The following is a 20516-nucleotide window of genomic DNA, read 5'->3' on the forward strand; positions in this document are numbered from 1 at the left end:
CGCCGTGCGGGCGGCGCTAGGGCCGGAATTATGTGTTCATGGACTGGAAGAAGTCGCCGTTGTTCTTGGACTGACGCAGCTTGTCGAGCAGGAACTCGATCGCGTCCTGCGGGCCCATGGGGTTGAGGATGCGGCGCAGGACATAGGTCTTGGCCAGTTGATCCTTCGGCGTGATGAGGTCTTCCTTGCGGGTGCCGGACTTGAGCACGTCGATGGCCGGGAAGATGCGCTTGTCGGCCACCTTGCGGTCCAGGACGATTTCCGAGTTGCCCGTGCCCTTGAACTCTTCGAAGATGACCTCGTCCATGCGGCTGCCGGTGTCGATCAGGGCCGTGGCGATGATGGTCAGCGAACCGCCCTGCTCCACATTGCGCGCGGCGCCGAAGAAGCGCTTGGGCCGCTGCAGGGCGTTGGCGTCGACGCCGCCGGTCAGCACCTTGCCCGACGACGGAACGGTGGCGTTGTAGGCGCGGCCCAGGCGGGTGATGGAGTCCAGCAGGATAACCACATCCTTCTTGTGCTCGACCAGACGCTTGGCCTTCTCGATGACCATTTCGGCCACGGCGACGTGGCGGGTGGCCGGCTCGTCGAAGGTCGAGGCGACGACCTCGCCCTTCACCGTGCGCTGCATGTCGGTGACTTCTTCGGGGCGTTCGTCGATCAGCAGAACGATCAGGAAGACCTCCGGATGGTTCTTCTCGATCGACTTGGCGATGTTCTGCAGCATGACCGTCTTGCCGACGCGCGGCGGGGCGACGATCAGGCAGCGCTGGCCCTTGCCGAGCGGGGCGACGATATCGATGACCCGGCCCGAGCGGTCCTTCAGCGTCGGGTCCTGGATTTCCATGTGCAGACGCTCTTCGGGATAGAGCGGCGTCAGGTTGTCGAACAGGACCTTGGTCTTGACCATCTCCGGATCTTCGAAGTTGATCGTATCGACCTTGAGCAGGGCGAAGTAGCGCTCGCCCTCGCGCGGGCCGCGCACGGCGCCGTGCACCGTGTCGCCCGAGCGCAGGCCGAAGCGGCGGATCTGCGACGGCGAGACATAGACGTCGTCCGGGCCCGGCAGATAGTTGGCGTCGGGGCTGCGCAGGAAGCCGAAGCCGTCGGGCAGGATCTCCAGCACGCCCGAGGCGATGATCTCGACCTCTTCGTCGGCCAGGGTCTTCAGGATGGCGAACAGCAGGTCTTGCTTGCGCAGGTTGCCGGCGTTCTCGATGTCCAGGCCCTCGGCGAAGGCGACCAGATCCTCCGGCGTCTTCTCGTTCAGTTCCTGCAGGGTGATGCGGCCGTTGGGGACGATCGGCTCGCCGTCCTCGTCCTCGTCGTCGGCCGTGGTGTCGACGCCGGTGTCGTCGTTGACGATTTCCGCGACCGCTTCGATCTCGACTTCGGGTTCCGGCGCGGGCTCTGCAGCGGCCTTCGAGCCGCCCAGGGTCAGCGTCTTGCGCGGACGTTCCGCAACAGTTTCAACGACTTCCGGAGCCTGGTCGTTGTTTTCGGGCGTGTCGGTCATGGCGTGCTCGCTCACGCGCTCGGACGCGAGAGGCGTCGAGGGCGGTTCGTCTGTCGATGTCGCGGCCTTGCGGCCAGAGGGAGGGCGACGGGGTCCCGCAGGGTCAAACCGGCAGGCGTCGCAAGAAGAGAGGGACCGCCCTGCGGATCACAATGGGATCACGCCGAACGGTTCACCATGAGCGGAACCACGAAAGGGCCGACCGCGTCAAGCACAGCCCTTTCAAAAGAACTCGCGCTCAAACAGCAAGCGACCGCGTCGCGAGCGCTAGCGCCCTAGAACGTCCACTCCAGCGTGACGGACAGAACCATGATGATGGCCAGAACAAAGGGAATCTCGTTGGTCATGCGCCAGAAACGACCCGAATATTTCGAGGTCCCGGCGGCGATCTTCTTCCTCTGACCGGCCAGGAAACCGTGCCAGGCCGCCAGGAGGAAGACGCCGGTCAGCTTGGTCACCATCCAGGGCTGATGGGCGAAGGACCAGTCCGCGCCCTCGCCGCTGCGCAGCCACAGAAGCCAACCGCCGAAGATGAAGGCCAGGATCATGGCCGGATTGATGATGATCCGCAGCAGACGCGTCTGCCACAGACGCAGCAGGGCCTGCATTTCGCCGCGCAGCGGCTCGGGCCTGGCGTTCTGCTCCGCGTCATAGGCAAACAGGCGCGGCAGGAAGAGCATCCCGGCCATCCAGGCGATCACCGCCAGGATGTGAAGCCCGCGCGCGAGGTTGTAATAGTCCATGAGGCTCCCCCTCGACCGGTCAGGCCGCCTTTGAACAACCGCCGGGGCAGGCTTTCAAGTGGGCGCATGGTCCACCCCTGGACGCGCCCTGCGGCGCTATGCCCGAGGTTTCCAGCGCCGCCTCGACGGCCTGGGCCAGGGCGGCGATGAAGGCCGGCTCCACACCGACGGCAGGCGCCCGCAGATAGGGGGCGCAGCCGACCTGTTCGGCAAGTTCGGCGTATTCGTGATCCAACTCGACCAGGGTCTCGATATGCTCAGACACAAAGGCGATGGGCACGACCACGGCGCCGACGCCGTCCCGGCCCGCCTGTTCAATGGCCTCGGGCGTCGACGGGCCCAGCCATTTCAGCGGCCCGACCCGGCTCTGATAGCAGATGGCCCAGTCGCTCAGACCCATGCGGGCGACGACGGCGGCCACGGTGGCCTCGACCTGGGCCTGATAGGGATCGCCGGCGGCGACCAGCTTCTCCGGGATGCCGTGAGCCGAGAACAGCACGCGGACCGGCCGGCCCTCGGCCTTGTCCATGGTCTCGCGGATCAGACGGACCTGGGCCTCGATAAGGCCCTCGGCGTCGGGATAGCAGCAGACGGCATGAAGCTCACCCGGCCCCTTGTAAGCCTCGCGCCAGGCCTTGAGCGAAGACGCCGTCGTGGTGGTCGAAAACTGCGGATAGAGGGGCAGAAGGACGACATGATCGGGCTGGAACTCGGCCACCGCCTTCGCCGTATCCTCGGTCAGGGGATGCCAGTAGCGCATGGCGATGAAGACCTCGGTCTCGTCGCCGGGCGCCCCGTCGGCCAGGGCTTCGGACAGGGCCGCCGCCTGTTTCAGCGTCTCGGGCAGCAGGGGCGAGCCGCCGCCCATCCGGGCGTAGTTGGCTTGGGCCGACTTTTCGCGCCGCGACGAGATCAAGCGCGCAAGAGGCGTGCGGACGATGCCCGGCAAACCGATGATGGCCGGATCGTTGAACAGGTTGAACAGGAAGGGTTTGACCGCGTCCGGCCCGTCCGGCCCGCCGAGATTGGTCAGGACGACGGCCACGCGCCGGTTCGGACGACGGGTCTCGGCGGTCATGGTCCCAGACATGATCATTGGGCTCCGATCCGACGCAGGACCTGCTCGACATGGGCGATCGGCACGTCCGGCAGGATGCCGTGACCCAGGTTGAAGATCCACGGACCCTGGCCCCAGGCCTCGAGCAGTTGATCGACGCGGCGATCCAGCAAGGAACCGCCGGCGCGCAGCAAGAGGGGATCGAGCGCGCCCTGGATGGGCTTGATGGCCTGGACGCGCTTGCCGACTTCCAGAGGACAGGCGGTGTCCAGCGCCACGGCCTGGACGTCGCACTCCGCCGCGTAACGCTCCGCAAGCGCCGCAGAGCCTCTTGGGAAGCCGATGAGCGGCACGGTGACCCCCAAAGCCCGGGCGCGGGCCACGAGCGCCTGGTGAGGCTTCAGGACCAGACTTTCGAACAGATCGTCGGGCAGGCCCTCGGCCCAGCTCTCGAAGATCTTCAGCACCTGGGCGCCGGCGTCCTGCTGCATCTTCAGATAGTGGGCGGTGGCCTCGACCAGAACCTCCAGAAGCGCCTCGACCTTTTCGGGTTCGGCATAGGCGTAGGTGCGAGCCTGAGCCCGTTCGCCCTTGCCGATCGTGCGGGCCTCGCCGTCCAGCATATAGGTGGCCACGGTCCAGGGCGCCCCGGCGAATCCGATCAGGGCCTTGGACGGGTCCAGTTCAGCGCGCACCAGGCTGAGGGTCTGGCCCACCGACTTCAGGGCCTCCCCCGCCCTGGAGGCCAGCTCCCGCATCTGTTCCACCGACGGCAGGGCGCCCAGGCGCGGACCTTCGCCAGCCTCGAACCAAACCTTCTGTCCCAGGGCGCCGGGGATCAGCAGGATGTCGGCGAAGACGATGGCCGCATCGAAGCCGAACCGACGCATGGGCTGAAGCGTCGCCTCGGCCGCCATCTCCGGGTTCATGCAGAAGGCGATGAAGTCCGGCGCCTTGGCGCGCAGCTCGCGGTACTCCGGCAGGTAGCGCCCGGCCTGACGCATGAACCACACGGGCGGACGGGTCGTAGTCTGGCCCTGGAGAGCCTGGATCAGAAGAGGAGTGCTCATGCCTTGGGCTTTAGGATGCACACCCCCAAGCCTCAATCCCTATTCAAGAATAAGAATTGATAGAAAATTGGAGGATGGAAGCAGGGTGCTGAACTGCGGGGATAGAATTCGGATTCCCCTTCGATCGACAGGTTTCTCCCCGTTTTCGAAAGAATGAATTCCGGGGAGGGCCCGATGGGGTGTTCATAGCGGGGATAACCCGCTTCAGGCCCGGTATGACGGGAGTCCGGTCTGGGCGCCGTTGTGGGAAAGGCGCCGGGCGCCAAATTTGGACAAGGCGCCTTATCCCCTGGTGAGGATAGAAATTCGGCGCCTGTATGAACGACTCCAGGCGCCGTTTCGCGATCGGCGCCCGCGATCCCCGCTCGCGACCGGCGTTGGAGCTTGCTAGAGGATTCGGCGCCCAATCGGCGCCCTGTCGGCGCCCAGGCGATGTCGAACGGCGCCCCGGCTTTTGCACAGGCTTCGGGGACAGAGTCCGACGCGATCCGGGCGCGAAGGATGAGGAGACGATCAGAGCCATGAGCCCCGCCCGCCCGTCGCCGCGCCTCGCCACCTATTTCCATGTCCATCTGGTCTCGGACTCGACCGGCGAGACCCTGAACGCCATGGCCAAGGCCGTGATCGCCCGGTTCGACGGCGTCATTCCCATCGAACACATCTACGCCCTGGTTCGCTCGTCCAAGCAGATGGAGCGGGTGCTGGAGGAAGTCGCCGGGGCGCCCGGCGTGGTGCTGCACACCCTGGTCGACCGCGAACTGCGCGAACAGCTGGAAGAAGGCTGTCGTCGCCTGCAGACGCCGCAGATCGGGGCCCTGGATCCCCTGGTCGGGGCGCTGTCCGGCTATCTGGGAACGAACATCTCGACCCGCGTCGGGGCCCAGCACGCCCTGGACCACGGCTATTTCAACCGCATCGGCGCCCTGGATTTCGCCATCGCCCACGACGACGGCCAGGGCACGCTGGAACAGCTGGAGCATGCCGACGTGGTCCTGTGCGGCGTCAGTCGGACCTCCAAGACCCCGACCTGCATCTATCTGGCCAATCGGGGCATCCGCGCCGCCAATGTGCCCTTGGTGCCGGGTCAGGAAGACGGCGAGCGACTAACAAGGTTGAAGAACCCCCTGGTCATCGGCCTGACCGTGTCGCCGGATCGACTGGTTCAGATCCGCCGCAACCGACTGGAGGGGCTGAACGCCCACCACGCCTCCGACTATGTCGACCACGACGCCGTGCGCGAGGAAACCGTCAAGGCGCGGCGCGCCTTCGAGCGACGCGGCTGGCCGACCATCGACGTGACCCGCCGCTCGGTCGAGGAGACCGCCGCGGCCATCATCAACCTTCTGAGCGAGCGGCGGACGCGCCGCGTGGGGACTGCCTGGTGAACAACGACGGCGAACGGCTGATCCTGGCCTCCAAGAGCGCGGCGCGACGCGCGGTCCTGACCGATGCGGGGGTGCCCTTCACGGTTCAGGTGGCCGATGTGGACGAGGAGGCGCTGAAGACGCCGGGCGTCGATCCGGTCGCCCTGGCGGTCGAACTGGCCCGGGCCAAGGCCCTCGCCGTGTCCCGCCACGACGCCGACGCCTGGGTTCTGGGCGCCGATCAGACCCTGGCCTTTGACGGCGGCCTGGTCTCCAAGGCCCCGACGCTGGCGGCGGCGCGCGAACGCCTGATCGCCATGCGCGACCGCACCCACCAACTGCATTCCGGCGCGGCTCTGGCTCGCAACGGCCAGGTGGTCTGGTCGGGCGTGGACACGGTCGAGATGAGGATGCGCGACTTTTCCGACACCTTCCTCGACGCCTATCTGGCGGCCGAGGGCGAGGCCCTGCTGGCCTGCGTCGGCTCTTACCGGCTGGAGGGCCTGGGCTCGCAGTTGTTCGAGGCGGTCGAGGGCGACTATTTCACCGTCCTGGGCCTGCCGCTATGGCCGGTTCTGGCCGAACTGCGACGCGCCGGAGTGATCGTCTCGTGAGCCCCTCCCCTTCCCGCTCGAACCGCATCACCGGCGCCGCCATGCTGGCGGGCATCGCCGGCCAGCCGGTGGCCCATTCGCTGAGCCCCGTCATCCATAACGCCTGGCTTCAGGCCGGTGATATCGACGCCGCCTATATGCCGTTCGCGCCCAAGGACGCCGCCGGATTCGACGTCCTGGTCGCCGCCGGGCGCGCTGGTCTGGTGCAGGGGCTGAATGTCACCGCGCCCTTCAAGGAACAGGCCTTCGCCCTGGCGGATGAAGCCAGTAAGGCGGCCCAGGCGACCGGTTCGGCCAACATCCTCGTGTTCGACAACGGCCATGTTCGCGCCGACAGCTCGGACGGCGTCGGCGTCCTCTACGCCCTGGCCGAGCAGGCGCCGGGCCTGAACCTGAAAGACGCCGTCGTGGTCATGCTGGGCGCCGGGGGCGCCGCCCGCGCCGGAGCAGGCGCCCTGATCGAGGCCGGGGCGAGCATCCGCATCCTCAACCGTTCGCGCGACCGCGCCGAGGCTCTGGCCGCCGATCTTGGGGCCTCGGTGAGCGTGGCCGACGAGACCGCTCTGGCCACCGCCGATCTGGTCATCAACGCCCTCAGCGTTCAGCCGAGCATTGACCTGTCGGTGCTGAAGCCGACCGCCGTGGTCATGGACATGACCTACAAGCCCGTCGTCACCGACTTCCTGGCGGCGGCGCGAGCGCGCGGGCTGACCACGGTGGACGGTCTGGCCATGCTGATCGGTCAGGCGGCCCCCTCTTTCACCGCCCTGTTCCGGCGCCCGCCGCCGTCGCTGGATCTGCGCGCCTTGCTGCTGGCCCATCTGGGAGAGGCCGCGTGATCATCCTCGGCCTGACCGGCTCCATCGGCATGGGCAAATCGACCACGGGGCGGATGTTCGCCGACGAAGGCGCCCTGCTGTGGGACGCCGACGCCGCCGTCCATCGCCTCTATGCGCGCGGCGGGGCGGCGGTCGAGCCCCTGGGTCAGGCCTTCCCCGGCGTGGTCGTCGACGGCGCCGTGGACCGCGCCCGTCTGGCCGAGGCGCTGGGTCGTGACGAGACCGCCTTCAAACGTTTGGAGGCCATTGTTCATCCCCTTGTGGCCCAGGACCGGGCTCAGGATCTGGCGGCGGCGCGGGCCGAGGGGGTGCGGCTGGCCGTGCTCGACATTCCCCTGCTGTTCGAGACCGGCGGCGAGGCCTTCGTCGATGCCGTGGTCGTGGTCACCGCCGATCCTGAAGTTCAGGCGGCGCGGGTCCTGGCCCGCCCCGGCATGACCCGCGAGCGTTTCGAAGCCATCCTGTCTCGCCAGACGCCAGACGCCGAGAAACGCCGCCGCGCCGACTTCCTGGTCGATACCGGTCGAGGTCTGGACGCGGCCCGCGAACAGGTGGCTCAAATCGTGGGGACAGTTCTTGATCCCGCGTGGACGCCTCCGCGCCGGGGCTGAAGCCGCCCTTCCGTTGCGATGCGGCTTGCCCCATTAAGGGGCCATGGCCCGCGAAATCGTTCTCGACACCGAAACCACCGGCTTCGATCCCAAGACGGGCGACCGTCTGATCGAGGTCGGCTGCATCGAGATCCACGACCTGCTGCCGACCGGGCGCACCTTCCACCGCCTGGTCAATCCCGAGCGTCTGATCCCGCCGGACGCCATCCGGGTTCACGGCATCACCGACGAACATGTCAAGGATGCGCCGAAATTCCACGAGATCGCGGCTGATCTGCTGGAGTTCATCGGCGACGCGCCCCTGATCGCGCACAACGCCAACTTCGACCGCAACTTCATCGATTTTGAATACAGCCGTATCGGTCAGAAGCCGCCGGCCCAGGAACGCTGGATCGACACGCTTCAGCTGGCGCAAAAGCGGTTTCCGGGCATGCCCAACTCGCTGGACGCCCTGTGCAAGCGGTTCAAGATCTCGCTGGTCGACCGCACCCTGCACGGCGCCCTGATCGACTCCCGCCTGTTGGCCGAGGTTTATCTGGAGCTGCGCGGCGGCAAGGAACGGGCGCTGGACCTGACCACGGCCCGCAGCCCGCAGGCGATGGCGGCGGCCGCCTCGGTCAGTCATGGCGCAAGGCCCCACCCCCTGCCCTTCCGCTCAACCGAGGCTGAGCAGGCGGCGCATCTGGCCTTCCTGAAGTCGACGCTGAAGGACCACAGCCTGTGGGCCGGCTACGGCGTGACCGTCGAGGTCGAGGCCAAGGACGAGGCGGCGGCCTAGAGCCCCGAACCTCAAATAAGAAGGGGCGCCCCTTCGGACGCCCCCTCAATCCTTCGCTCAAGCAGCGAGGCACCGCGCGCCTCGCGTTAGCGGTCTTCTTGAAACTATGCCTGACCGGCGTCGGCCGGACCGCTGGCGATCTGCTGCTGGCGGGCGACATAGATGGCGGCGAAGTCGATCGGGTCGACCATGAAGGGCGGGTAGAAGCCGCCGTCCGAGGTGGCCTGGGCGATGACCTGACGGGCGAAGGGGAAGAGGTAGCGCGGGCACTCGATCAGCAGCATGGGCTCGATGTCCTGGGGCGAGACGCCGCTCAGGGCGAACAGTCCGCCGTAGACGAGTTCCACGTGAAACACCGGGGCCTTGTCCTCGCCGGTGGCCTTGACCGACAGCTTGAGGTCCAGCTCGAACAGGCCGTCCGGGCGACCGGCGGCGTTCATTTCCACGCCCATGTCGATGGCGGGCTTGCCCTCGATGCGCAGGCTGTCGGGCGCGCGCGGGTTTTCGAAGGACAGGTCGCGGACGTATTGCGCCAGGATGCGGAAGCCGGGACCGGCGGGCTGGCCCTGGCCTTCCATCGGCTCGGTCTGGCCGTTGGCGGCGGTGTCGGCGGGGGCGGTGGCGTCGGTCATGAAGGTAAGCCGTCAGTCTGAAATCGTGGGACGCCGGACCGCTCCGGGCCCGGGGTGAAGGGCCCGCGACTACCACGGCGAGGCTATTGGCCGCAACGGCGAGACCGGCGTTCCGGACGCCGCCCGCCTTGCGCCCGGCGGGATCGCCCCCTAATCCTCACAGCAACAGATGCGCGCCCCTCGTCCCATGATGGGCGCGCGCCAATCAGGTGAAGCCCGTGCCCGTCCAATTCCAGATCGTCATGTTCGCCATCGTCGCCGCGGTGCTGCTGTTCATGCTCTACAACGTCCTGGGCAAGAAGGTCGGGCGCCAGCCGCAGGAAGACGCCCGTCTGCCCCAGGCCTCGCCCGTAGGCGGCCCCGCGCCGACACCGGCCACGCCGGGACTGGACGCCGCGACCGCCGCCGCCGTGGCGGGACTGAAGGCGCGCGACCCGGCCTTCGACCCGGCCCGCTTCATCGAGGGCGCGCGTCAGGCCTATGAGACCATCGTGCGCGGCTACGCCTCGGGCGACCACGAGGCGCTGCGGCCGCTGCTGACCCCCTCGGTCATGACCTCGTTCGAGGCCGGCATCGCCGCCCGTGAAGCGCGTGGCGAGCGTGAGCAGGTCGAGTTCCTGCACCCGCCCCGCGCCGACCTGGAGCTGGCTACGGTCAAGGACGACCGCGCCGTCGCCAAGGTCCGCTTCCTGGCCGAGATGCGCAGCATCGTGACCCCCGCCGAGGGCGAGGCGACGACCGACGAGCGCCGCACCGCCGAACTGTGGACCTTCGAGCGCGCCCTAGGCGCCGCCGATCCCAACTGGGCCCTGGCCCGCGTCGAGGCGGCCAGCGCCTGATGCGGGCCTTGGCGCCCGCCCTGCCGTTCGACCGGTCGGGCGCGGCCCGGCTTGGCGCCCTGTCCCTGCTGCTGTTCGCGGCGGCCTGCGCCTCGACCCCGCCGGTGGCGCCGCCGACGAGTCCCGCTCCTGGCCCGGGACCGATCACGCCGCCGACCGCAGTCGAGGGGTTGAGCCTGACCGCCCTGCCCGGCTGGGCCGAGGAAGATCATTTGGCCGCTTTCAGCGCCTATGTCGCCGGCTGCATCCGCGCCCGGGGCGGGGCGGCCGAAGCCGTCTGCGCCCGCGCCCGCGACCTGGCCGCGCGCCGGGCCAGCCCCAGCGACGCCCGCGCTTTCCTCGAGACGAATTTCGTTGCCACCGAAGCCCGCACCGACGACGGCCGCGCCGGCCTGCTGACGGCCTATTTCGCGCCGGAGTATCCGGCCCGTCGTTCGCCCGACGACGAGTTTGACGCTCCGGTGCTCAGCCGCCCGGCCAACCTGTCCGAGGTCGGCGACCGCGCCGCCATCGAGGCGGGGTCGGCCCAGTCTCAGGCCCTGGCCTGGATGCGGGCCGAGGACCTCTTCTTTCTGCAGATCCAGGGCTCGGGGACCCTGAGCTTCCCGGACGGCGCCCGCCTGCGCGCCGCCTACGCCGCCGACAACGGCAAGCCCTTCGTCGGCATCGCCCGGCCCATGGCCGAGCGCGGCCTGCTGCCCGCCAATGGAACCTCGGGCGACGCCATTCGCGGCTGGCTGTCGGCCCATCGCGGAGCCGAAGCGCGTGCGGTCATGGCGCTGAACCCGCGCTATATCTTCTTCGTCGTCAGCCCCGACGACGGCAAGGAGGCGACCGGCGCCGCCGGCGTCCCCCTGCCCGCGCGCCGCTCGGTGGCCGTGGACCCCTCGCGCTGGACCTATGGCGAGGCCGTCTGGATCGAGGCCGACGGCGGCAATCTGATCGGGGCCAGGGCCAGCTATCGCGGCCTCGTCATGGCCCTCGACACCGGCTCGGCCATCCGCGGCCCCGTCCGCGCCGATCTCTATATCGGCCGCGGCGACGCGGCGGGTCAGGAAGCCGGGTCGGTGCGCCATCCGCTCAGGATGTGGCGGCTGACGCCGAAAGGGTAAGGCGGGGAGGTCAGCGTCTGCTATCACCCGTGGCGGAAATGGCCGCTTGCTTGCAGCCGCATTACCCGGCGCGATGGAAGACAAGCAACGCGACATTCAGGGCTAGCAAAGCCCACCCTCCGAGAAGACCGCAACGAAAAGCGAGTACCAGAGCGCGATCGCCTCCACGGTAAAACGATAGCTTGGCTCCCAGCAGCTCGAATATATAACTGTAAGATGGCCTTCGGCGCTCGCGTATCATCAGCGCAAGAAACGATACCGCAAACACGCCACAGGCCAAACCTGCCGCAATCATCACAATCGTACTGAAGGTTTCAACTTGTGCCATAGGCCAGCTTGAGGGCCTCGCCCGTATGAGATCAAGGTCCGCCTTCCACCCTCAGCCGTCATTCTGGGGCGCGCAGCGAGCCCGGAACCCAGGCGGTTGAGGCGTCCGCGATCCCGCCATGGGTTTCGGCGCCTGGACCCCGGATCGTCCCTTCGGGCCGTCCGGGGTGACAGAGGGCGGAGGGGCGGGTTCCGGTCGTCGGTTGGTCCCTACCGCCGCTTCAGGCTGCCCAGGACGCCGCGCAGCAGTTCGCGGGTGATGGTCGAGCCGGCGGTGCGCAGGACCGACTTGGTCAGGGCCTCCATCGGGGTCTGGCGGCTGGAGGTCCGGGCGCGCGGGGCGGCGCGTTCGCGGGCCGGAGCGGGGGCCGAACGGGCGGCCTTTTCGGCGGCCTTGGCCTGGGCTGAGGCGGCGGCGGTTTCGGCCTCGATGCGCTCGGCCTGGGCGCGGCGGGCCTTCAGGACCTCCTCGGCGGACTCGCGGTTGACCGCCGTGTCATAGGTCCCGCGTACCGGGCTGGCGGCCATGACGGCGGCGCGTTCGGCCTCGGTCGCCGGACCCAGGCGCGAGTCCGGCGGACGGATTTTCGTCTGGGCCACCACGGTCGGGGCGCCCTTGTCGTCCAGGGTCGAGACCAGGGCCTCGCCCACCCCCAGGGCCTGGATGGCCTCGGCCGTGTCGAAGGCGGGGTTGGTGCGGAAGCTCTGGGCGGCGGCGCGCAGGCCCTTCTGTTCGGCCGGGGTGTAGGCGCGAAGCGCGTGCTGCACCCGGTTGCCCAGCTGGGCCAGGACGGTGTCGGGAATGTCGGCCGGGTTCTGGGTGACGAAATAGACCCCGACCCCCTTGGAGCGGATCAGGCGCACCACCTGCTCCACCTTTTCCAGCAGACCCTTGGGCGCGTCGTTGAACAGCAGGTGAGCCTCGTCGAAGAAGAAGACCAGGCGCGGCTTCTCCGGGTCGCCGATCTCGGGCAGTTGCTCGAACAGCTCGGACAGCAGCCACAGCAGGAAAGCCGCATACAGGCGCGGACTGTTCATCAGGCGGGTGGAGTCCAGCACATTGACCTGGCCCCGCCCGTCCAGCGAGGTGCGCATCATGTCTTCCAGCCGCAGGGCCGGTTCGCCGAAGAAGGCGGTTCCCCCCTGCTGCTCCAGTTGCAGCAGGGCGCGCTGGATGGCGGCGATGGAGGTGGGCGAGACATTGCCGACCTCGCGGCCGATGGCCTGGGCGTTCTCGCCGACATAGGCCAGCAGGGCGCGCAGGTCCTCGAGGTCCAGCAGCAGCAGGCCCTCCTTGTCGGCGACGTGGAAGGCGACCGTCAGGACCCCCTCCTGCACGTCATTCAACTCCAGCATCCGGGCCAGGAGGGTCGGACCGACGTCGGACACGGTGGCGCGGATCGGGTGGCCCTTGACGCCGTACAGGTCCCAGAAGACGACCGGCGCCGCCTTGCCGGTCAGGGTCAGGCCCATCTTGCCGGCGCGCTCGGCGAACTTTTCGACATTGCCCGCCTGGCTGATGCCCGACAGGTCGCCCTTTACGTCGGCGCAGAAGACCGGGACGCCGGCGTCGGAAAAGCCCTGGGCCATGATCTGCAGGGTCACGGTCTTGCCCGTGCCGGTGGCGCCGGCCACCACGCCGTGGCGGTTGGCGCGCTTGAACAGCAGGTTCTCGGCGGCGCCCTCGAAGGACTGGCCGAGGAAGAGGGCGGCGGGGGCGTCGGTCATGTCGGGCGGTCTCCAGCGTCTGGGCGCATGGTTATCTGACCGGGCCGGGGCCGCAAGGCGGAACCGTGTGGCTTTACAGCGATTGACGCTCTCCCCGACGCCGCCGACAGTCACGCTCATGAAACTGCCCATCTCGGTCCCGACCTCCTCGGTCGCGCGCAACGCCCTGGTTCTCATCGCCGTCGTGGCGGGCGGGGCGGCGCTCTACTGGCTGAGGGACATCCTGACGCCCCTGGCCATGGCCATCTTCCTGTTGATCATGATCGACGGGGTGAAGCGGGCCATCGAGCACCGCACGCCTGTGCCTCCGCGCTTCGCCGGCGCGGCGGCCCTGACCGTCGTGGTGCTGGGCTTTCTGCTGTCGATCTGGATCATCGTCGACGGGGCGGCGAGCTTCTTCACGGATGCGTCAGGGGTGTCGGCGAGCATCGGTCCGCGACTGGATCACATCATCGCCGACGTCAGCGGCCTGGTCGGGGTGTCAGATCCGCCGACGCTGAACGAGCTGATCGCGGGAATCGACCTGCGTGGCTGGCTGACCCAGGCGGCCCTGCAGGCCCAGGGCGTGGCCTCGGGCGCCTTCTTCGTCATGGTCTATCTGGGCTTCCTGCTGGCCTCGCAGGCGGGCTTCCGCAAGAAGATCGTGGCCATGTTCCCCGATCGCGGCGCGCGCAACGAGGCGCTGGAGGTGTTCAGCCGGGTGCGCGGCGGGGTCGAGGGTTATCTGTGGGTTCAGGCCGTGACAGGGGCCATGATCTGCGCCGTCGCCTGGGCCTTGATGCGGGCCGTGGGGCTTCAGAACGCCGAGTTCTGGACCTTCGTCATCTTCATCGTCGGCTTTATTCCCGTGCTGGGCGGCGCCATCGCCGGCTGCGCTCCGCCCCTGTTCGCCCTGGTGCAGTTCGAGAGCTACTGGCCGGCCCTGATCCTGCTGGTCGGACTGCAGGCCCTGCTGTTCATCGTCGGCAACATGATCCAGCCGCGCATGCAGGGCGATAACCAGAATATCGATCCGGTGGTGGTCCTGCTGGCCCTGGCCCTGTGGGGCAAGATGTGGGGCGTGCCGGGCATGTTCCTGTCGACCCCGCTGGCGGTCATGGCCATGGCCATCCTGGCCGAGTTCAAGGGCTCGCGCTGGATGGCGGTCCTGCTGTCCGGCGACGGCGAGCCCTATGCCGCGCGCAAGGCCCCCGTGCGGCCGGAAGGCGGAGGCGGTTGGTTCAGGCGTCTGCTTGGGCGCGGCAAGCCGCCGCACGAAAAAGATCCGATTGAGGGCTGATCCTGCCCTTGATCCGCCACAACCGCCCACTATCTCTCCAATCAGACGACGCGGCCCCCCTCCCCCCTCCGGCCGCGAAGTCCAGAGGACCGGCGCTCCCTCCCCCTCCTGCGCCGGACCCAAGCAGGCCGTCGAGCGTTTCGCTCGACGGCCTTGTTCTTTTCAGGCCCATGTTTTCGGTATGACGCTTCGTCTGATCCGGGCCGAATTGGGGCGGTTGTTGTCGTGTTTTAGGCTTGAGCGACCGAAATTCGCCCAACTGTGGGCCTCTGGCGCAACATGGTGCGCTGCACACTGAAATTCAGGGTCTTAGCCGCCTCAGCCGGCCTAGCCAGTTTCGCCAGCGGCGCTAAGGTGGCGCGGTCAAATCCCTGCGGCTTCAGGCCGTGCTGTTCGAGACCACACCATGTCCGCCGCTCCGCGCACAGTTTCCGCCACGCCAGCTGTACTGGAGGCGCTGGAAGCGGCTTACGCGCGGATTGTCGACGGCCCGCCGGGCGCCGCAGAAAAGTCGTTCCTGGCCCAGGCCTTCGACGACTACGCCGCTGACGAGACCCCTGAACTGGGCGGCGACGATCTGGCCGCCCTTCTGGCTTCGGCCTGGCGCGCGGCACTGACCCGCAAGGCCGGCGAACCCGCCCGCGTCACCGTCAGCCCCCTGGTCGGCGCCGACGGCGCCCCGACCGGTTATGACAGCGTCCTGATCTTGCAGGACGACGCCCCCTTCCTGGTCGACAGCGTGCTCGGCGAACTGGCCGACGCCGGGGTCACGGTGCGGGCCCTTTTCCACCCGATCGTCGAGCTTGAGGCCGGCCGTCGCGACTCCCTGATCATCGTCGTCATCGATCCCCTGCCCCAGGAACGCCGCGACGCCCTGGGCGAGGGCCTGGCGCAGGCCATGGCCGATGTGCGCGCCGCCGTGACCGATCACGCCGCCATGGTCCAGCTGATGCGCGACGCCGTCGAGCAGCTGGAGGCCGCGCCGCCCGCCGGCGTCGATCCGGCCGTACTGGAAGAGAACATCGCCTTCCTGCGTTGGGCCAAGAGCGACCACTTCGTCTTCCTGGGCGCCCGCGACTACGCCTATCCCCGCAGCGCCGACGGCGGTTATGCGGCCGAGGCCCCGCTGGAGGTGTCGGATCAGGGCCTGGGCATTCTGAACGATCCCGAGCGCCGGGTGCTGCGCCGCGCTTCCGAGCCCGCCGTCCTGACCCCGGCCATGCAGCGCCAGCTGAATGAGAGCGAGCCGGTCACCGTGGCCAAGGCCAATATGCGCTCGCGCGTGCATCGCCGCGCCTACATGGACTACGTCGGGGTCAAGCGTTACGGCGCGGACGGCAAGGCTTCGGGCGAGACGCGCTTCGTCGGCCTGTTCACCGCCGAGGCCTATGACAAGATGGCCAAGGAGGTGCCGCTGATCCGGCGCAAGGTCGCCAATGCGCTGGAACGCGCCGGCAAGACCCCCGGCAGCCACAACTACAAGCGCCTGAAGAACATCCTCGAGAACTATCCCCGCGACGAGCTGTTCCAGATCAGCGAGGACGAGCTGCTGGATACGGCGCTCGGCATCCTGCACCTCTACGACCGTCCGCGCATCCGTCTGTTCTCGCGCCGCGATCCGTTTGATCGTTTCGTTTCGGTTCTGTGCTTCATCCCGCGTGAACGCTTCGACGCCGGCCTGCGCCAGCGCATCGGCGGCATCCTGGCGAAGGCCTGGGGCGGTCGGGTCTCGGCCTGGTATCCGCAGCTGACGGACCAGCCGCTGACGCGCGTCCACTACATCATCGGCGTCGAGCCGGGCGCCCACCTGAACCCCGACCCCAAGGCCCTGGAAGCCGAGGTGGCCGAGGCCGGCCGCAGCTGGATCGACCGTTTCGAGACCGCCCTGCGCGCCGCCGACGTGGATGAGGTCGCCGTCGGGCCGACCAGCGCCAAATGGGCCGACAGCTTCGGCGTCTCCTATCGTGATCGCTACGACGCCGCCGAGGCCGTGGCCGATCTGGAGCAGTTCGACCGCCTGAACGACGGCTCGATGGGCGACGGCGTCCATTCCGAGCCGGTGGCTGTCCGCGCCTTCCGCACGGCGGACGAGACCTCGCTGCAGTTCCGTTTCAAACTGTATCGTCGCGGCTCGGCCGTGCCGCTGTCCGACGTCCTGCCGATCCTGGCCGACATGGGTCTGAAGACGCTGGAGGAGTCGGACCATGTCGTCCGCACGACCGGCGACGCCCCCATCTACATCCACGACTTCCTGCTGGAAGATCCGCGCGGCGAAGGCCTGAGCTTCGCCGACATCAAGGCCCCGTTCGAGGCCGCCTTCTCGGCGGTCTGGACCGGCCGAACCGAGAGCGACGGCTTCAACCGTCTGGTGCTGGAGCTGGGCGTGGACTGGCGCGAGGCGGCCCTGATCCGCACCCTCGCCCGCTATCGTCAGCAGACCGGCCTGGACCCGTCGCAGGCGGTGCAGGAAACGGCCCTGCGCGAATATCCGACCGTCGCGCGCGCCATCCTGTCGCTGTTCAAGGCCAAGTTCGATCCGGCCCACGGCGGCACGGTCGCCGAGCGCGAAGCCCTGGTGGCCGAGCTGAACGACAAGATCCTCGCCCTGCTGCAGGACGTGAAGAGCCTGGATCACGACCGGGTGCTGCGCCGCATCGCCCTGCTGATCGACGCGGTCAAGCGCACCAACTTCTATCAGGTCGACGCCGAGGGAACGCCGAAGCCCCACATCTCGATCAAGATCGCCTCGCGCGAGCTTGAGGATCTGCCCCTGCCCAAGCCCTTCCGCGAAATCTTCGTCTGGGCCCCGCACATCGAGGGCGTCCACCTGCGCTTCGGCCCGGTGGCGCGCGGCGGTCTGCGCTGGTCGGACCGTCGGGACGACTTCCGCACCGAGGTCCTGGGTCTGGTGAAGGCCCAGCAGGTCAAGAACTCGGTCATCGTCCCGGTCGGCTCCAAGGGCGGCTTCTATCCCAAGCAACTGCCGGTCGGCGGCGACCGCGACGCGGTCCAGGCCGAGGCTATCCGCGCCTACAAGACCTTCCTGTCCGGCCTGCTGGACATCACCGACAACATCGTGGGCGAAGGCGCCCCGGTGCGTCCGGCCAATGTCGTGGCCTGGGAAGGCGACGATCCCTATCTGGTCGTGGCCGCCGACAAGGGCACCGCGACCTTCTCGGATATCGCCAACGGCGTGAGCCAGTCCTACGGCTTCTGGCTGGACGACGCCTTCGCGTCGGGCGGCTCGGCCGGCTACGATCACAAGGAGATGGGCATCACGGCGCGCGGCGCCTGGGAGGCGGTCAAGCGCCACTTCCGCGAGATGGGCAAGGACATCCAGTCCGAGCCCTTCACCGTGGTCGGCGTAGGCGACATGTCCGGCGACGTCTTCGGCAACGGCATGCTGCTGTCCAAGGCGATCAAGCTGGTCGCCGCCTTCGATCACCGCGACATCTTTATTGATCCCAACCCTGACACCGCCAAGTCCTTCGCCGAGCGTCAGCGCCTGTTCGAGACGCCGCGCACCAGCTGGCAGGACTATGACAAGAGCCTGATTTCGGAAGGCGGCGGCGTCTTCTCTCGTTCCGCCAAGACCATCACCCTGACGCCGCAGATCAAGGAACTGCTGGATATCGAGGCCGACACGGTCGACCCCACCACCCTGATGCAGGCCATCCTCAAGGCGCGCGCCGAGCTGCTCTACTTCGGCGGCATCGGCACCTACATCAAGGGCGCCGGCGAGACGAACGCCCAGGCCGGCGACAAGGCCAACGACGCCATCCGCATCAACGGCGGCGAGGTCCGGGCCCTGGTCCTGGGCGAAGGCGCCAACCTGGGCGCGACCCAACTGGGCCGCATCGAGGCGGCGCGCGCGGGCATGCGCCTGAACACCGACGCCATCGACAACTCGGCGGGTGTGGACTCGTCCGACCATGAGGTGAACATCAAGATCCTCACCGGCGGGGCCATCGCTTCGGGCCATCTGAAGGCCGAGGACCGCAACGCCCTGCTGAAATCGATGACCGACGAGGTCGGCCTCAAGGTCCTGGCCCACAACTACGACCAAACCCTGGCCCTGACCCTGCAACAGGCCGAAGGCGCCGAGGCCCTGGACGCTCAGCAGACCTTCATGCAGCACCTGACCGCCCTGGGTAAGCTGAACCGCGCGGTGGAATACCTGCCCGATGACGCCCGCATGGCCGAGATGAAGCTGCAGGGCGCGGCCCTGACCCGTCCCGAACTGGCGGTGCTGACGGCCTATTCCAAGCTGGAGCTGTTCGACGAGATCGTCGGCTCCTCGGCGCCGGACGACGCCTTCTTCGAGCGCCTGCTGGTCCACTACTTCCCGGCGCCCCTGGCGAAGTTCGAAGAGGACATGAAGGGCCACCGTCTGCGTCGCGACATCATCGCCACCGTGCTGTCGAACGAGATCGTCAACATGGCCGGGCCGACCTTCCCTGATCGCCTGCGGGCGGCGGCGGAATGCGACACCGCGGCCATGGTCACGGCTTTCGAGACGGCGCGTCAGGTCTTCCGCCTGGATCAGGCCTGGAAGGCGGTGTCGGCCCTGGACCTCAAGATCCCGGCCGAGGCCCAGACGGCCCTCTATCAGGAGATCGCCAAGGTCCTGCGTCGCCAGACCTACTGGCTGGCCCGTCGCGCCGCCCGCACCGAAACCACGGTCGGCGGCATGATCGCCGCCTATCAGCCGGCCGCCGACGCCCTGCGCGCCGCGGGTCCGGCTGTGCTGTCGCGCTTCGAGCAGCAGCAGTTCGAGGCCCGCGTCGCCACCTTCGTCGGCCTGGGCGCCCCCGAAGACCTGGCCCGCGACATCGCCCTGCTGCGGCCCATGGTGGCCACGGCCGACATCGGCGATCTGGCCAATGAACTGGGATGGAGCGCGCCGGCCATGGCGCGCCTCTATCACCAGGTCGGCGCCGCCTTCGACTTCGACCGCCTGCGCGTGGCGGCGGGCTCGATCCCGTCGGGCGATCACTTCGATCGTCTGGCCGTGCGCCGACTGATCCAGGACCTGATGGCCGAGCAGCAGCAGCTGACCCGCGCCGTGGCCAAGGCCTCGGCCGAGACGGCGGGCGCCAGCGAGGAAGCCGCCGAGACGGCCGTTGACGCCTGGATCGGCGCTCGCATCGGTCAGGTCGAATCCCTGCGCGGTTCGGTCGACGAGATCGAGACCTCGGGCACGGGCTGGACCTTCGCCAAGCTGACCATCGCCAACGGGGCCATCAGAGAGGTTCTGGGAAGCTAAGGTTTCCCAAGGGGCGCTATCGCTCGCCGCGCGGCGGCTCGCTGCTTGAGCGCAGTCGCGTGATGTCTGCCTGAAGAGGCCCGTTCGGTTCGTCGTTCGCGACGAGGCGGGCGGGCCTTGGCGTTTGGGGCGGCTTGGCGTTAGGTGGTCGCCGCTGTTCAGAGATCCGCAAGGCGAGCCGACACCATGCCCAGGAAGTTCCTCGTCGTCGTGGACGACAGCCCCGAGTTCGGCGCGGCCCTCGGCTACGCTGCTCGCCGGGCCAAGTCGACCGGCGGGCGTGTGGTGCTGCTGCGCGCCCTGCCCGGCGGCTCGGATGAGCACTGGTCCGGCGTCCGCGACGAAATCCGCCGTCAGCAGCGCGAGGAGGCCGAGGCCCTGCTGAACCGTCTGGGAGAGGAAGCCGCCGAGAAGTCCGGCGCCCCGCCCATCTTCATCATTGAGGAAGGCGACCCCCAGGGCGCCATCCGCAAGACCGTCGGCGCCGACCCCGACATCAAGATCCTGGTCCTGGCGGCGGGATCCGGCTCGCGCGGGCCAGGCCCCCTGGTTTCGGCCGTGCTGAAACAGGGCGGCGCCTTCACCGGCCGCAAGCTGCCCGTGACCATCGTGCCGGGCGAACTGACCGAGGCGGACATCGAGGACCTGGCGTAATTCTAAGGGTCGCTATCGCTCGGCTCGCGGAGCCTCGCTGCTTGAGCGACGATGCTGCGTTTCTCCCTCCCCTTCATGGGGAGGGTG

At 68.3% G+C, this 20516-nt stretch carries 16 protein-coding genes; 10 read left to right on the plus strand and 6 right to left on the minus strand.

Going from position 1 to position 20516, the window contains the following annotated elements; translation table 11 throughout:
• Positions 1-28: 28 nt before the first annotated feature.
• The 4 genes from rho to hemE all read right to left on the minus strand — a co-directional run bounded on the left by rho (position 29) and on the right by hemE (position 4386).
• Positions 29-1516: a transcription termination factor Rho gene (gene rho / locus ACFYLW_RS14430; RefSeq protein ID WP_312065094.1), complete on the minus strand. Its 1488-nt coding sequence runs from the start codon at positions 1514-1516 to the stop codon at positions 29-31.
• 275 nt (positions 1517-1791) lie between these two features.
• The gene (locus tag ACFYLW_RS14435) at positions 1792-2259 is read right to left on the minus strand and encodes a CopD family protein (RefSeq protein WP_312065093.1); all 468 of its coding nucleotides are present in this window, start codon (positions 2257-2259) and stop codon (positions 1792-1794) included.
• 19 nt (positions 2260-2278) lie between these two features.
• The gene (gene hemH, locus ACFYLW_RS14440) at positions 2279-3349 is read right to left on the minus strand and encodes a ferrochelatase (protein WP_312065106.1); all 1071 of its coding nucleotides are present in this window, start codon (positions 3347-3349) and stop codon (positions 2279-2281) included.
• Between the two features lie 2 nt (positions 3350-3351).
• Entirely contained in the window at positions 3352-4386 is a 1035-nt protein-coding gene (hemE, locus tag ACFYLW_RS14445; RefSeq protein ID WP_312065092.1) for a uroporphyrinogen decarboxylase, read from the minus strand.
• A gap of 521 nt (positions 4387-4907) precedes the next feature.
• Between hemE and ACFYLW_RS14450 the strand changes: the two genes are divergently transcribed.
• The 5 genes from ACFYLW_RS14450 to dnaQ are packed head-to-tail and all read left to right on the plus strand — an operon-like array spanning position 4908 to position 8592.
• Positions 4908-5771, plus strand: a complete 864-nt coding sequence (locus ACFYLW_RS14450; RefSeq protein ID WP_292084851.1) for a pyruvate, water dikinase regulatory protein — start codon at positions 4908-4910, stop codon at positions 5769-5771.
• Positions 5765-6364 carry a Maf family protein gene (locus tag ACFYLW_RS14455; RefSeq protein ID WP_312065105.1) on the plus strand — a complete coding sequence of 200 codons (600 nt, stop codon included), beginning with the start codon at positions 5765-5767 and terminating at the stop codon, positions 6362-6364. The genes ACFYLW_RS14450 and ACFYLW_RS14455 overlap by 7 nt, the downstream gene beginning before the upstream one ends.
• 41 nt (positions 6365-6405) lie before the next feature.
• The gene (locus ACFYLW_RS14460) at positions 6406-7203 is read left to right on the plus strand and encodes a shikimate dehydrogenase (protein ID WP_312065104.1); all 798 of its coding nucleotides are present in this window, start codon (positions 6406-6408) and stop codon (positions 7201-7203) included.
• Positions 7200-7814, plus strand: coding sequence for a dephospho-CoA kinase (coaE, locus tag ACFYLW_RS14465; RefSeq protein WP_312065091.1), 615 nt, complete (start codon positions 7200-7202; stop codon positions 7812-7814). Before ACFYLW_RS14460 ends, coaE begins: the two co-directional genes overlap by 4 nt.
• Positions 7815-7857: 43 nt before the next feature.
• Positions 7858-8592, plus strand: a complete 735-nt coding sequence (gene dnaQ, locus ACFYLW_RS14470) for a DNA polymerase III subunit epsilon (protein ID WP_312065090.1) — start codon at positions 7858-7860, stop codon at positions 8590-8592.
• Between the two features lie 104 nt (positions 8593-8696).
• Here the strand turns inward: dnaQ and secB are convergent, their stop codons facing one another.
• On the minus strand, positions 8697-9224 hold the full coding sequence (gene secB, locus ACFYLW_RS14475) for a protein-export chaperone SecB (protein WP_390183200.1): 528 nt from the start codon (positions 9222-9224) through the stop codon (positions 8697-8699).
• Between the two features lie 218 nt (positions 9225-9442).
• On the opposite strand from secB, the gene timA reads away from it, so the two are divergent.
• The gene (gene timA / locus ACFYLW_RS14480) at positions 9443-10063 is read left to right on the plus strand and encodes a TIM44-related membrane protein TimA (RefSeq protein ID WP_313471852.1); all 621 of its coding nucleotides are present in this window, start codon (positions 9443-9445) and stop codon (positions 10061-10063) included.
• Positions 10063-11175 carry an MltA domain-containing protein gene (locus ACFYLW_RS14485; RefSeq protein ID WP_313471853.1) on the plus strand — a complete coding sequence of 371 codons (1113 nt, stop codon included), beginning with the start codon at positions 10063-10065 and terminating at the stop codon, positions 11173-11175. The genes timA and ACFYLW_RS14485 overlap by 1 nt, the downstream gene beginning before the upstream one ends.
• Positions 11176-11712: 537 nt before the next feature.
• On the opposite strand, the gene ACFYLW_RS14490 is transcribed toward ACFYLW_RS14485, so the two are convergent.
• Positions 11713-13230, minus strand: a complete 1518-nt coding sequence (locus ACFYLW_RS14490) for a helicase HerA-like domain-containing protein (protein ID WP_312063830.1) — start codon at positions 13228-13230, stop codon at positions 11713-11715.
• Between the two features lie 118 nt (positions 13231-13348).
• Here ACFYLW_RS14490 and ACFYLW_RS14495 point away from each other — a divergent pair, with 118 nt between their 5' ends.
• From ACFYLW_RS14495 to ACFYLW_RS14505, 3 genes are all read left to right on the plus strand, one after another.
• Positions 13349-14509 (plus strand): AI-2E family transporter, encoded by a 1161-nt coding sequence (locus tag ACFYLW_RS14495; protein WP_312063831.1) that lies wholly within the window; start codon positions 13349-13351, stop codon positions 14507-14509.
• A 406-nt stretch (positions 14510-14915) separates the two neighbouring features.
• Positions 14916-19775 carry an NAD-glutamate dehydrogenase gene (locus ACFYLW_RS14500; RefSeq protein WP_312063833.1) on the plus strand — a complete coding sequence of 1620 codons (4860 nt, stop codon included), beginning with the start codon at positions 14916-14918 and terminating at the stop codon, positions 19773-19775.
• A 186-nt stretch (positions 19776-19961) separates the two neighbouring features.
• Positions 19962-20429: a universal stress protein gene (locus tag ACFYLW_RS14505; RefSeq protein ID WP_312063835.1), complete on the plus strand. Its 468-nt coding sequence runs from the start codon at positions 19962-19964 to the stop codon at positions 20427-20429.
• The last annotated feature ends 87 nt before the right edge of the window (positions 20430-20516 follow it).

The organism is Brevundimonas sp. NPDC007368 (genome assembly GCF_042869015.1).
Taxonomy (GTDB): Bacteria; Pseudomonadota; Alphaproteobacteria; order Caulobacterales; family Caulobacteraceae; genus Brevundimonas.